This window comes from Streptomyces sp. SCUT-3, assembly GCF_014083985.1.
In the GTDB taxonomy this organism is placed as follows: domain Bacteria; phylum Actinomycetota; class Actinomycetes; order Streptomycetales; family Streptomycetaceae; genus Streptomyces_H; species Streptomyces_H thermolineatus.
This window is the reverse complement of the sequence record NZ_CP046907.1, coordinates 1,200,973-1,214,405: the sequence shown is the minus strand read 5'-3', so window position 1 is coordinate 1,214,405 and position 13,433 is coordinate 1,200,973. Positions and strand designations below refer to the sequence as shown.

The following is a 13,433-nucleotide window of genomic DNA, read 5'->3' as shown; positions in this document are numbered from 1 at the left end:
GTTCCCCCCGTGACATCCCAGCCGTCCTCCCGTTCCAGGGACTCCCGCACCGCGACCCCGGCCCCGCCGGGCGGCGTCGCCGTTCCGGGCCCGCGCGCCCCCGAGGCGTCCGGCCTCCCCGAGGCCTCCGGCGCGCCGGGGGGCCCGGAACCCGCCGAAGCCCCGGAGGCCGCGAACGCCCCGGAGGCCGCGAACGCCCCGGAGGCGGGGCAGGGCCCGGCCGACGGCAGCCCTCCTGCCGACGTCCTCCCCGTCTACCGCGGCTACCTGCACGGAGTGCTGCGGAGCAAGGGGCAGGCGGTGCGCGAGCAGCTCGACCTCCTCGCCCGCCACCGCCGTGCCGCCGGGGCCGCGGCCCTGGCCGCGGAGCGGCTGCGCGCCGACGAGCGGGAGCACGTCGCCCGCGCCGAGTCGCTGCGCGCCGCGCGGGAGCGGGCGGAGGAGGAGCTGCGCGCCCTGCGGGGGGAGGCGGAGGACGCCGGCCCCACGGAGGAGGAGCAGCGGCTGGGACGGCGCCTGCTCGAGGCGCTGGACGCCGCCGCCCAGAGCTCGATGTACGCGGCCCTGCTGGCCGGGGAGGCCGAGGGCGTCGCGGCCGGCCGCCTGGACGGGGGAGCGGCGGCCGTCGCCGCGCGGCTGGAGGACCTGCGCCGGGACGCACGGGCCGCGGCCGGGGCCGCGGCGGAAGCCGGCCTGGACCCGTCACTGCTGTCCGCGCTGTCGCCGCAGTCGGTGCCGGCCCTGCCGTCCGACCCCTCCGACCCGTCCGACGGCCTCTTCTGCGCGCCGCACCGCCTGGAGGTGCCCACGCCCGACGGCTCCGCCTACCGCCTGGACCTCCCCGGGCCCCGGGCGGTCGACACCGGCCTGCTGGGGGAGGCGCTGGAGGGGTGGGGGCGGCTCCTCGAGCAGGTGGAGAGCGGGGTCGCGGAGCGTCTGCGCGCGGCCGGGGAGCTGGCGGCCGCGCTGGAGGCCGCCGGGGCGGCAGAGCAGGAGGCGCTGTCCGCCGGGCAGGGCACCGAGCGCCTGGACGCGCTGGCGGCCGCGGCCGCGGAGGAGGCCGCAGGGCGTACCGACCGTGCGGTCCGGGTCTGCGCGGAGTACGCGGAGCAGGTCCGGGAGTGGGCCGACCGCATGCGGACGGCGGTGAAGTCCTGCTCGCCGGAGGCCGTGCCGGCCGGGGGCGCGGAGGCCGCGCCGGCCGGGGGCGTGCCGGAGCCGGTTCCCGCGGGGGGCGCCGGTGCCGGGGGCGCCGCGGGGAGCACCCCGGGAACGGACGGCGGGAGCGGCCCGGGGGAGGGTCCGGGCCCCGCGCCGGAGCCCGGACCGGACGCGGCGCCCTCCACCGTCCGGGAAACCGCCGCGCAGGAGGCCGCGCAGGCCGCCGCCCGGGAGGCCCCGCATGAGGCCGCGCAGGCCGCCGCCCGGGAGGCGTTCGCCGCCCTCGACGACGTCGTGGCCCTGGTGGCGGCGGCCGGTGACCCCGTCCCCGGCTCCATCCCCGCCGCCTCCCCTCCCGGCCCGGGGAGGGCGGGGGCGTCCTGGATCCCGGGGTCCCCGACCGGGTCGCCCGGGCGGCACACCGCGCCGTCGTGCTGCTGGCCGGGTACAACGCGCGCCTGCGCGAGGCTGCGGCGGGCCGCCGTGCGGTCGCCGAGGAGCACCGGGCCGGGGTCGCCGCACGGCGCGGGGAGCTTGCGTCGCGGGACGGGGCCGAGCCGGCCCCGCCCCCCTTCCGCGACGCGGAGCGCGAGCCGGGCACCGGCGCGCCGTTCTACCGGCTCGTGGAGTTCACCCGCACGGACGAGGACGGGTTCGGGCCCGCGGAGCGCGCCGGGCTCGAGGCGGCCCTGGAGGCGGCCGGGCTCCTGGACGCCTGGGTGACGGCGGACGGGCTGCTCCTGGACCCCGACACCCGCGACGTCCTCGTCCGCGTGGACGGCCGGCGCGCCCGGGCGGACCGGGACGGCGACGAGGGGGGCGCGGACGGCCCCCGCACCCTGGCCGAGGTGCTGCGCCCCGTCGAGTGCCCCGGCAGCGGCGTCGGGGCGGAACGCGTCGCGGCAGTCCTGGAGGCGACGGCCTTCGGCCCGGCCGGCGACCTGCCGGTCTGGATCACCGACGACGGGCGCTGGCGCCTGGGCACGCTGGGCGGCGCCCACGACAAGGAGCGCGCGGAGTACATAGGGGCGGACGCCCGGGCCGAGACGCTGCGCCTGCGGCTGGCCGCCGTCGACGCCGACTGCAGGACGCGGACGAGGCGGTGCGCCGCGCGGAGTGCGAACTCGCCGAGTGCGACGGGGTGGCGCGCGAACTGGACGAGATGCTGCCCGCCCTGCCCTCCGGCCGGCCGGTGGCCGCCGCGCACGCGGCCGCCGAGGCGGCCGAGGCGCTCGTGCGGGCGTCGGCGGACCGGGCGGCGCAGGCCGCGCGGGTGGCGGAGGAAGCCCGGGCGCGCGCCGCCGGCCTGCGCGACGCGGCGGAGGCCGCCGCCCGCGCGGCCGCCCTGCCGACGGACGCCGTGGCGCTGCACGGGGTCCGGGCGGCGCTGGAGCGGCTGCGGTACGAGCTGCCGGCGCTGCGCCGGTCGGCGGCCGCGCTGCGGGCGGGACTGGACCGTCACGACCGCGAACGGGAGGCGTTCGCCGCGGCGCGCCGCCGCCGGGAGGAGGCCGCGGACCGGCACGGCGCCCGGCTCGCCGAACTCGCCGGCGAGCGCGAGCGCGCGGGGGAGGACGGGGCACCGTCCGAGGACGGCCCCCGGGAGCCGGGCGGGACGTCCCGTGACGGAGCGGAAGGTCCCGACAGCCCCGGGGACGACGGGGCCCCCGGCGGTGTCGCCCGGGGCCCGGAGGACCGGGGCCCGGAGGCCCGGGGCCCGGAGGCCCGGGGCCCGGAGGCCGTTGCGCGGCAGCGGGAGGCGGAGGTGTGGCTGCGGATCGCGGAGACCGCGGTGCAGCTGGCCGCGGCCGAGGCCGAGTGGGCTCGGGCCAAGGACGTCAGGACGGCGGCGGAGGTCGAGCGCGACGGGGCGGTCGCGGCGCTCTCGGAACGGCAGGCCGCGGCGGTCGCCGCCGGGGAGACGCTGTGCAGGGTGCTCGGGCTTCCCCAGGTCCGCCGGTGCAGCGGCATCGGCGACGCGCTGGACGCCGCGGTCGCGGCGGCCACCGGGGCGCAGGCGGCGGGAGGGACCGGGAAGCCCGGGTCCGCGACCGGCGCCCGCGCCCGGATGAAGGCGCTGCGCGCCCTGGTGGAGCGGCTCGTCGACCACCTGGGGCCGCCCGAGGACGACGTGGCCGACAGCGAACTGCTCTCCCGGGTGGGCGAGCACGACCAGGTGCTGGTGGAGGAGCGCGACGGCGTCGTGCTCTGGGGGCGTGCGGACGACGCACGCGCCTGACCGGCCCCGCCCCCGCCGCTCCGCCCCACGGGGCGGGGCGGCGGGGGCGGTCCTCAAAGCAGGCGGAGGTCGAAGGACTCGCCCAGGGCGGTGAGGCCGGCGTCGCCGGGGTGGAGGTGGTCGCCGCTGTCGTAGGCGGGCAGCAGACGGTGCGGGGCGGCGGGGTCGCGCAGCACCGCGTCGAAGTCGGCCACGCCGTCGAACAGTCCGCGGTCGGAGCGGATGAACGCGTTGAGGGTCTGCCGTCGCGCCTCCACCTGCGCCGAGCAGTCGGGGTAGCCGCCGCACGGGGCGACGGTGGCCACGACCACCCGCAGGCCGCGGGCCCGGGCCCGCTCGGCGACGGCGCGCAGGCCGGCGGCGACCTCCTCCGGGGAGGTGCCGGCCCGCAGGTCGTTGATCCCCTCGAAGACGACCACCGTCCGCACCCCGGGCTGCGACAGCACGTCGCGCTCCAGGCGGTTCTGCGCGCTGACCCCGCCGGTGATCCTGCTGACGCCGTCGCCCAGGTACCGGTCGGTGACGATCCGGTTGGCCGAGATCCCGTGGTTCAGCACGCTTTGGACGGGGGGCCGGTCCGCCCCGAGCAGCCTGCGGGACAGCACGTCCGGCCACCGGTTGTCGGCGTCGGCGGTGGAGCCGACGCCGTCGGTGATCGAGTCGCCCAGGGTGACCACGGCGCCGGTCCCGGAACCCCGTGCGGACCTGGGGGAGGGGCTGCTGACGTCCACTCCGGTCAGGAAGGGCCAGGTCTTCAGGGTGCCGGTGAACGCCTTCGCGCCGGTGTCGGCGGTGCGGTCGCCGCTGCCGGGCGGGCTGATCCACGACGTCCGCAGGGCGTGGGCGTGCACGGGGGCGGCTTCGACCGGCCCGGGGAGGTGGATGCTGACCAGCAGCTGTGCTCCGGCGGGGACGGCGAACGGCGCGGGGTCGCTGACGGCCTGGCCGCCCGCCGGGACGCGCACCCCGCGCTCCCCGCCCCCGAAGGTCAGCGGCACCGGCTTGCCCTCGGCCGCCGCACCGTCGCCGCGCAGGGCGACCGTGGCGCCGCCGATCTCCACGGCCCTGGCGGCGAAGGCGTTGCCGAGCCGGATGCGGGCGCGCGGGCCGCCGCCGGTGGCCCGTACCGCCAGCCGCAGCGTCTGGTCCCGCCAGGGGCCCACGGCCGTGTAGCCGCCGGTGCTCGCCGCCCAGGTCCCGGTCCAGCCCTTCGCCGGTTCGCGCACCGACAGCGCGAACACGTGCAGGTCCGCCCCCTTGCCGGCGCCGTCCCGGTCCTGCGGCAGGACGACGGAGTCCACCGGCCGGCCGGGGTCCAGGGGCACGGTGACGGTGTACAGGCGTGCGGCCTCCTCGCGCCGGCCGTCGGGCCCGTTGACGTGGGGAAGGGCGATGATCTTGCTGCCCAGGGGCCCGCTGCGCCAGTCCGGCGAGGTGAGGGCGAACGTGCTGCGCGAGCCGTCGCGGTAGCGGACGGCGCCGGTGCCGCCCGCCGTGCCGCCGGTCGCGGTGACCAGGAACGACAGCGCCTCACCGCGCCCGTCGCCGCGCCCGTCGCCGCGCCCGTCGCCGTGTCCGTCGGGGCGGACCGCCTGGCCGTCGGCCACCACGTTGTCGGGCTGCCCGGGGCGGGAGTCCGGCCACGTCAGCGGGGTGCCGTCCAGGGTGAGCCGGGAGCCCGGGGCCCAGCCGGCGGCGGCGAGGTCGTCCCGGGAGAGGGCGTTGCCGGCACCGTCCAGTCCCCCTTGACCGGGAGCGACAGGGCCGTCGGGGGCGGTCCCGGTGTTGTCGAAGAGCCGGTGGAGGGGGAGCGGCGATGGATCGGCGGACGTGGGCGCCACCCCGGATCCCGGCGACGCGTCCCGGGCCGTGCCCGGCGACGCGGTCGCGGTGGCGGACACCGGTGCGGCGGTGAGGAGGGCGGCGGCGAGGACGGTGGTGAGTGCCTTCCGCCCCTTCGTCCCCTTCGCCGTCGGGTCTGGTCTGCTGGAGGACAATACGGGCCCCTTGGTCGGTCGGTGGGGAAATGATGCGACAGGTGCGCGTTGACGGTAGGGAGGCGCAGGGGGGCCGTAAAGGTGAAGATCGGGCCACGTCCCGGGCGCCACGCCCGCACGCCTGGTGGCCGCCGCACCCTCCCGGGTGCGACGCTGAGGGGCATGGGCATCCCCTTCCTGGACAGGTGGCGCAGGCGGCACGGCCCCGTGCGCGGTGTCGCGGTGATGGCAGTGCCCGGCGGCGGCTCCCCCCGGGACGGGGCGGACGGCGGGCGGGACGGCGGCCCCGAGGGGGCGTCGGAGGCCGCCGTGGTGATCGCCGAGCTGCTCTCCGAGTGCGAGCTGCTGAGGGCGCAGGCGAGGGAGGCGGACGTCGAACTGGACGACGGCGTGGAGTCGCTGGCCGCGCTGGACCAGCTCGTCCCCCGCTGGCGGGACGACGAGGAGAGGCGTTCCTGGCTCGGCAACGACGCGGGGCTGTACCTGGGCACGGTGATCGTCCGTCATGTCGCGGGTGCCTCGTGGCAGGTGTGGCCCGGCGGCCGCCCCGTGGTCCGGCTCCCGGACGGCCGGGAGCTGGACGTGGTGGCGGTGGGGCACAGCTGGGCGGACGAGGGGGCGCCGGAACTGGCCCAGGCGTACGCGGAGACGGTGGCGGAGGCGGAGGACTGACCGCTGCTGCGGCGCCGTTCCCGCACCGGGTGCTGCGCCGCACCGGATGCTGCGCCGTTCCGGGTGCTGCGCCGCACCGGGTGGCGTTCCGGGCTCCGTGCCGGGGCTCCGTGCCGGGCGGGGGAGTGGCGGGAGGCCGGACGGCGGGAGACAGCTGTGCGCGGGGCCTCCTGGGGGAGGCCCCGCGCACGCGGGGGACCCGTGGGTCCGGGTGGGCCGGCGACGGTCAGACGCGGGAGGCCCGGGAGCGGCGGTAGAGCACGGCACCGCCCAGGATCAGGCCGGCCGCGGCCGGGGCCAGCATGTTCGCGGGGGAGGAGGAACCGGTCTCGGCCAGGACTCCGCGCTCGCCGGCGGGACGCTTGCCGTGCTCGCCCTCGTGGTCGCCCTCGTAGCCCTCGTCCCGGCCCTCGTGGTCCCGGTCGTGGCCGCGGTCGTGGTCCCGGCCGTGGTCCCGGTCCTTGTCCTTGTCCTTGTCACGGCCGTGGTCGTGGTCGCGGCCGTGGTCGCGGCCGTGGTCCCGGTCCTTGTCCCGGCCGTGCCCGCCGTTCTCGTTGACGCAGGCGGTGTTGCCCTTGTCGAGGTTGAGCAGGGCGACGACGTCCACGTTCGTGTCGCAGACGTTGACCGGGGCGTTGACCGGGGCCTGGACGACGTTGCCGCTGAGGACGCCGGGGGAACCGACCGCAGCCGCCTCGGCGTTCGCGCCGCCGGCGTGCTCCGAGTCGTCGTCGCCGTAGACGCCGCCGGCGCGCTTCTCGCCGTGGTGGTCACCGCGGTCCTTGTCGGAGGAGCCCTTCCAGTCCCGGGAGTCCTCCTTCCTGTCCCCGCCCTTGTGGCCCTCGACCTTCGAGCCGTAGGACTTGGCGTCGTCCTTGTCCGCGCCGTCCGCGTTGATGCAGGCGGTGTCCCCGATCGACTGGTTGAGGACACCGGCCCCGGTGACGGTGGTGTCACAGACGTTGACCGGCACGTTCACAGGAGCCTGCACGGTATTGCCCGAGAGGACGCCGGGAGACCCGGCGGCGACGCCCTGGGCACCCGAGTCCGCGTGTGCGTAACCCGCTCCTGCAGCAATGACACCGCTCGCTGCGACGACGGTCAGCAGCCGCTTCCGTGCGACCTGTCTCATGGGTTTTGATCCTTCCGGAAAACAGCGGGACGCATTCCCGCAGCCGGATCAACGCCGTTGGGGGGCATCGCGTTATGGCGAATCCACGATTCAATCCCAAGAACCCCAAAAGCAACATTGTTTTCTTGTATGAAAAGAGAGCTGGAAAAGGGTTTTTTTGACTCTTTTCGGGCGAAGCCCCAGGGGATACGACAGGATTAACTCCTGGATGCGGCTTATGGTCTTTTTGCCCGCTGTCGTTCTGCTCCCGCTTCGAACGGTTGGCGCGCGTGTGCCCCGGACCGGTCCACCGGTCCGGGGCACACGCGTGTGGGACGGGCCCGTCGGCTCCGCCCCGCGGTCGTCAGCGGTTGTCCAGCGGCACCGACAGCCAGGAGGGGTCGGCGGCGGTGGAGGAGAAGGTCAGCGTCGTGCCGAGCGCGTTGTGCTCGAGGTAGAGCGGGTCGACGGTGTCCACCACCAGGGCCAGCCGGTGTCCGGCGGGCACGTCGTAGGAGGTGGCGGTCAGGTCCAGGTCGAGGGTGAAGGGCCTGCCGGGGGTCCGGTCGGTGAAGGTGAAGGCCGAGTGGGTGACCAGCTTGCCCGTGCCGAAGGAGTCCACGTCGTACAGGTAGGCCATCAGCGTGCCCCTGTCGTCGGAGGGGGTCACGGTGGTGTGCAGCTTCGCGGAGCCGCGCACGCGCTGCGCGGTGCCGTACTTCTCCGACTGCCACACGGCCGAGACCGTGCGCGGCAGCAGCGGCACCGAGACGGACGGCGGCTGCTGGACCAGCTGGTCGGCCAGGTTGGACAGGAAGATGATGCCGCCGTTGGCGCCGGAGTCGAGGTTGGTGCCGATGCCGGTCGACCAGTCGGTCTCGGCGCCGGCGCCCAGCTCACCGGTGCCCAGCAGCCAGCCCTTCCCGCCCAGCGGGAGCCGCTTGTGCTCGGTCGCCAGCGCCGACCAGCTCGCGTACCCCTCGTAGCCGCCCCCGGTGCGGGACTTCAGCCGGACGGGCCGCTCGGCGTCGATGCCGTTGTCGGCCCCCTTGAGGTGGTGGTCCAGCCACCGCACGCCGTCCTGCCACACGTCGTTGGGCAGGCCGAACAGGCCGGTCGCCTCGGCGGTGGCGTGGTCGCCGGGGCGGAACTCCAGCCGCTTGGGGCCTTCGAGCTTCTCGTAGAAGGCGCCGAGCTGGTCGGGCGGGAAGAGGCTGTCGCCCCAGGCGTTGCCCATCATCACGGCCGTGCCGTTGGCGTTGATCCGGTCGACGTGGGTGGCGGGGGAGCGCTCCTTGCCCCAGGCGCGCAGCTCGGCCTCCTTGTCGTACCGGCCCGCGAGGAAGTCGCCGAGGACCGTCTTGAGCTCGTCGCCGGGACGGCCGGTCAGGTAGCCGCTGCCGCCGAGCATCAGGGACGCCTGCAGCTTCTGAGTGCGCCCGGTGAACAGCGACTCCACCAGGTCGGCCCAGCCGCTCAGCGCGACGACGGCCTTGACCCGCTCGTCGAAGGCCGCGCCCATCAGGCTCAGGCCCGCGCCGTAGGAGATGCCCGCCATGCCGATCCGGTCCTCGTCGGCCGGGGTGTTGGCCAGGGCCCAGTCGATGACCTTGCTGATGTCGGCCACGTCCTCCGGGCCGGCGACCTCGATCTCGCCGCCGGAGAGCCAGAAGCCGCGGGAGGTGTAGCTGACCACCACGTAGCCGGAGTCGGCCAGCTTCTTGGCCTGGGCGATGTACTCCAGGTCGTTCAGCGACCAGCTGCTGGGCAGTACGACCATCGGGTAGGTCCGGGTGCCGTCGTAGTCGCCGGGGGTGAAGACGTTCCCCTTGAGGGTGATGCCGCCCGAGCCGGGGATGTCGACGAACTCGAAGGTGGCGGAGGAGGCGGAGGCGGTCGTGGAGGCGGTGGCCGCGGTCGCGGCGGGAGCCGCGGCCCCGACGGCCGCGGTGGCCAGGAGGGCGGCTGTGAGAGTGCCGGCGGCTGCGCTGCGAATCCGACGGGACCGGGCGGATCTCATGAGCGGCTCCAGACAGGCCAGGGCGGACGTGCCGGGGAGCACGCCGCGGGGAGAAGGTGACTGGAGAGTAACCACGCAGGCTTACCTGCGGTAATGGTCGTGCTGGTTACGTGCGGGTAACGATGTCGAGAGTTGGCCGTTCGTCGGACTCGGGGTCAACCGGCTGACTGTGCACGGGAGTTGGGGACATCGTCCGCTCCCTGGGCCTCTTCCGTCCCACCGGCTCCGCTCCCGCCGCCGCTCCCGGGCGCGCCCTCGCCCGCGTCCCCGGGACCACCCCCAGGACCGAGACCGCCCCCTGCCTCGGGGGCGCCCTCGGGGCCGGCGGCGGCGCGGGGCGTCCGGGCCGCGTCGGTCACGTCCGCGACGACCTCCACCAGGTCCGGGCCGTACGCCGCGGAGTTGACCACCTTCAGCAGCAGGCAGAACGAGCCGTTCACCCCGTACGTGCGCGACAGCCGGACGTGGTGGCGGACCAGGTGGCGCACCGCCGCCTGGTTGTCCACCGACCGCTGGCCGGCCACCAGGAACACCGGCCGGCCCCGCTCCCCGCCGGCCAGCCGGGCCAGCAGCACGTACTCCACCGACCCGTGGACCATCCGGTAGGTCCGGCCGCCGACGGTCAGCGCCGCGCGGTCCGGGCCCGGCTCCGGCCGGACGTCGAACTCCACCCCCGGCAGCAGGGTGGACAGGTGGGCGGCGGACCGGCGGTTGGACGCCGGTCCGCCGATGCAGAACTCGGTGCGTCCCCCGAAGCCCTGCCACGCGGCGTCGTGGGCCAGCACCTCGGCGCGGGCACCGCACTCGTTCACCAGCGTGGCCAGCTCCATCAGCGCGTACGTGTCGCCCCGGGCGACGCTCCGCCCGTCGCCGGACGCGTCGCGGTTGACCACCAGCAGGCACTCGGCCCCGTCCGGCAGCCCGAGGAAGCGCTGCTTGCGGCGCAGCCTGCGCCGCCAGGTGAAGGTGCGCAGCAGCCAGCCCAGCAGGGCGCTCACCGCGCTCGCGGCGACACCCAGCACGATCTCCGTCAGGCCGTCGGCCACCGGTCTCCCCCTTCGCCGCGGCCCGCCGCGGGCCCGCCTCCCCGTCCGCGGCATGGTAGCGGCCCGGTGTTCGGGCGGTCGGGTGTTCGAGAGGCGGGTGCCCGTGCGACGCGCCCCGGGGCGCGTCCCTGCGAGGCGTTTCCTGCCGCACCCCGGGGCGGGGTGCGCCGCACGAGGCCGTCCTGACGGGGAGCCGATACCGGGCTAGTCTGCCGGAACGTTACGCGAAGGGAGTGCTGATGGGGATTCACGCCCGACGGGGCCTCGCCCTGGCGGCCGTGGCGGCGGTCGTCGGGACGGCCGTCGCCGCCGCGCCGCCGCAGGCCGGGGACCGCGCCGCCGCGAAGACGCCGACCGCCGCGAAAGCGCCGGTCGCCGCGAAGACGCCGGTCGCCACCGGGTACGGGGGAGCCGTCTCGTCGGTCGACCCGGACGCCTCCGCCGCCGGCGTCGAGGTCCTGCGCAAGGGGGGCAACGCGGTCGACGCCGCAGTGGCCACCGCCGCCGCCCTCGGCGTCACCGAGCCCTACTCCGCGGGGATCGGGGGCGGCGGCTACTTCGTCCACTACGACGCGAGGACGGGCAGGGTACAGACCCTCGACGGCCGCGAGACCGCCCCGCTCACCGCGGACAAGGGCCTGTTCACCGAGAACGGCGCCCCGATCCCCTTCGCCGAGGCCGTCACCAGCGGCCTGAGTGTCGGCACCCCGGGCACCCCCGCCACCTGGGACGAGGCACTCGACACCTGGGGCACCCGCTCGCTGGCCGAGGTGCTGCGCCCGGCCACCCGACTGGCCGAACGCGGCTTCACCGTCGACGAGACCTTCCGCAAGCAGACCGCCGACAACCGGGAGCGCTTCGCCGACTTCCCCGCCTCCGCCGAGCTCTTCCTCCCCGGGGGCGAACTGCCCGTCGTCGGCAGCACCCTCACCAACCCCGACCTGGCCCGGACCTACCGCGAGCTGGCCGCCGACGGCGTGGACGCCGCCTTCTACCGCGGCGGCATCGGCCGCGACGTGGTCGACACCGTCCGCAAGCCGCCCGTCGACCCGCGGGCGGACAGGAAGGTGAGGGCCGGTGACCTCACCGCCGAGGACCTGCGCGTCTACGAGGTGCGCCACCAGAAGCCCACCAAGGTCCGCTACCGGGGGCTGGACGTCTACGGCATGGCGCCCTCCTCCTCCGGCGGCACCACCGTCGGCCAGGCGCTCAACATGCTCGAGCGCACCGACCTGTCCGCCGCCGACCGCACCGCCTACCTGCACCGCCTGATCGAGGCGAGCCGCGTGGCCTTCGCCGACCGCGGGCGCTGGGTCGGCGACCCGGCGTCCGAGGACGTGCCCGTCAAGGGCCTGCTGTCGCAGCGGTACGCCGACTCGCGCGCCTGCCTGATCCGCGACGACGCGGTGCTCACCAGCCCCGTCGCACCCGGTGACCCGAACCGGCCCGGGAAGGGCTGCGACACCCGCGGCACCGCCGCCCCCACCACCTACGAGGGCGAGAGCACCACCCACCTGACCACCGCCGACCGGTGGGGCAACGTCGTGGCCTACACCCTCACCATCGAGCAGACCGGCGGCAGCGGCATCACCGTCCCCGGCCGGGGCTTCCTGCTCAACAACGAGCTGACGGACTTCTCCTTCGCCCCCGCGAACCCGGCCGTCCACGACCCCAACCTGCCCGGCCCGGGCAAGCGGCCGCGCTCGTCGATGTCGCCGACGATCGTCCTGGACAAGGGCAGGCCGGCCTTCGCCCTCGGCTCCCCGGGCGGCTCCACCATCATCACCACCGTCCTGCAGGTGCTCACCGGCCACGTCGACCGGGGACTGCCGCTCGTCGACGCGATCGCCGCGCCCCGCGCCAGCCAGCGCAACACGGCCGCCACCGACCTGGAACCGGGCCTGTGGGACGGTGCGGAGCGCACCCGCCTCGAGGAACTGGGGCACGTCTTCAAGCAGAACCCGGAGATCGGCGCGGCCACGGCCGTGCAGCGGCTCGACGACGGCCGGTGGCTCGCCGCGGCGGAGACCGTTCGGCGCGGCGGCGGGTCCGCGATGGTGGTCAGCCCCTCGCCGTGAGGCGGGAGGGCCCGGCGCCGGGGGGTGCGGGACGCGGGGAACCCGCCCCGCACCCCCCCGGCGCCGGGCCCGGCCCGCAGACCTCTCGTAGCGCGTCCGTAACACCCCCGGTTTCCAATGCCGTTCGGAAGAACTGGACTCTTTCGCTCGACCGGCAGGAGGCGGCCGAGGCGGCCGCGGCCCTGCACGGGCGGGTAAAGGCTTCTCCGGGGCGGACCCCGGTGGTGCGCGGCCGGCCGCCCGGTTTGATGGAATGGCCGGGTGATCGAAGACAGCCTTTTCGCGACAGTGACGGAGACGGTGCGGACCGTGGCCCGGGAGGAGGTCCTGGCCCGCTTCCGCAAGCTGGCCTCGGGCGACATCGTCGAGAAGGGCCCGGGGGACCTCGTCACCGTCGCGGACCGGCTGGCCGAGGAACGCCTCTCCCAGGAACTCGTGCACCTCGTCCCCGGCTCGGTGGTGGTCGGCGAGGAGGGCGTCCACGCCCGCCCCGAACTGCTGGAGGAGGTACGGGGCAGCCGGCCGGTGTGGATCGTCGACCCGGTCGACGGCACCAGCAACTTCGTGCGCGGCGAACAGGACTTCGCCACCCTGGTCGCCCTCGTCCACGGCGGGCGCACCCTGGCCGCGTGGACCTTCGCCCCCGCCCTGGACGTCATGGCCACCGCCCGCGCCGGACGGGGCGCGCACCTGGACGGCCGTCCGATGCGCGTCGCGCCGCCCGTGCCGGGCCGGCCGCTGCGCGTGGGCACCTCGCGGCCGGAGTTCCTCAGCCTGGACGAGCAGGCGCTGATCGGGCGCCTGGGGATCGACGGGGTCGAGCTCCAGCGGTGCACCTGCGCCGGCCTGGACTACCTCAGGATCGCCGACAACGACCTGGACGCGGTGGTCTTCACCTGGGAGAAGCCCTGGGACCACGCGGCCGGGCTGCTGCTGGTGACCGAGGCGGGCGGCGCGCACGCCACGGCCGCCGGCCTGCCGTTCGCCCTCGGCGGAGGCAACACCCTGCCGTTCGCCGCGGCCGGCGACGCCAAGACGGTCGACCTGCTGCTCGGCCTCCTGACCTGACCTGACCCGACCCGACCCGGCCCGGCCCGGCCCGACCCGGC

Annotated in this window: 8 protein-coding genes and 1 pseudogene; 5 read left to right on the top strand and 4 right to left on the bottom strand. The window is 76.3% G+C overall.

Annotation, left to right across the window (positions count from 1 at the left end; translation table 11 throughout):
• The first annotated feature begins 9 nt into the window (after positions 1-9).
• Positions 10-1,884, top strand: coding sequence for a hypothetical protein (locus GQS52_RS05285; RefSeq protein WP_182311895.1), 1,875 nt, complete (start codon positions 10-12; stop codon positions 1,882-1,884).
• A 379-nt stretch (positions 1,885-2,263) separates the two neighbouring features.
• Complete coding sequence (locus GQS52_RS05280; RefSeq protein WP_182311894.1) at positions 2,264-3,400, top strand: hypothetical protein; 1,137 nt, start codon at positions 2,264-2,266, stop codon at positions 3,398-3,400.
• A gap of 53 nt (positions 3,401-3,453) precedes the next feature.
• Here the strand turns inward: GQS52_RS05280 and GQS52_RS05275 are convergent, their stop codons facing one another.
• Complete coding sequence (locus GQS52_RS05275) at positions 3,454-5,397, bottom strand: GDSL-type esterase/lipase family protein (RefSeq protein WP_259370599.1); 1,944 nt, start codon at positions 5,395-5,397, stop codon at positions 3,454-3,456.
• Positions 5,398-5,559: 162 nt separating this feature from the next.
• Here GQS52_RS05275 and GQS52_RS05270 point away from each other — a divergent pair, with 162 nt between their 5' ends.
• Entirely contained in the window at positions 5,560-6,069 is a 510-nt protein-coding gene (locus GQS52_RS05270) for a DUF6278 family protein (protein WP_182311893.1), read from the top strand.
• A 226-nt stretch (positions 6,070-6,295) separates the two neighbouring features.
• On the opposite strand, the gene GQS52_RS28200 is transcribed toward GQS52_RS05270, so the two are convergent.
• The 3 genes and pseudogenes from GQS52_RS28200 to GQS52_RS05255 all read right to left on the bottom strand — a co-directional run.
• Positions 6,296-7,201: a chaplin gene (locus GQS52_RS28200; RefSeq protein ID WP_182311892.1), complete on the bottom strand. Its 906-nt coding sequence runs from the start codon at positions 7,199-7,201 to the stop codon at positions 6,296-6,298.
• 343 nt (positions 7,202-7,544) lie between these two features.
• Positions 7,545-9,200 (bottom strand): CocE/NonD family hydrolase, encoded by a 1,656-nt coding sequence (locus GQS52_RS05260; RefSeq protein WP_182311891.1) that lies wholly within the window; start codon positions 9,198-9,200, stop codon positions 7,545-7,547.
• 335 nt (positions 9,201-9,535) lie between these two features.
• Positions 9,536-10,234, bottom strand: a pseudogene (locus tag GQS52_RS05255) (hypothetical protein); the annotation flags it as partial.
• 251 nt (positions 10,235-10,485) lie between these two features.
• Here GQS52_RS05255 and ggt point away from each other — a divergent pair.
• On the top strand, positions 10,486-12,324 hold the full coding sequence (ggt, locus tag GQS52_RS05250; RefSeq protein ID WP_182311890.1) for a gamma-glutamyltransferase: 1,839 nt from the start codon (positions 10,486-10,488) through the stop codon (positions 12,322-12,324).
• Between the two features lie 261 nt (positions 12,325-12,585).
• Entirely contained in the window at positions 12,586-13,392 is an 807-nt protein-coding gene (locus GQS52_RS05245; protein WP_182311889.1) for an inositol monophosphatase, read from the top strand.
• Positions 13,393-13,433 lie beyond the last annotated feature (41 nt).

Coding starts and splice junctions, on each gene's coding strand:
- GQS52_RS05270 (WP_182311893.1), top strand. CDS start 5,560: ATGGGCATCCCCTTCCTGGACAGGTGGCGCAGGCGGCACGGCCCCGTG.
- GQS52_RS05260 (WP_182311891.1), bottom strand. CDS start 9,200: ATGAGATCCGCCCGGTCCCGTCGGATTCGCAGCGCAGCCGCCGGCACT.
- GQS52_RS28200 (WP_182311892.1), bottom strand. CDS start 7,201: ATGAGACAGGTCGCACGGAAGCGGCTGCTGACCGTCGTCGCAGCGAGC.
- ggt (WP_182311890.1), top strand. CDS start 10,486: ATGGGGATTCACGCCCGACGGGGCCTCGCCCTGGCGGCCGTGGCGGCG.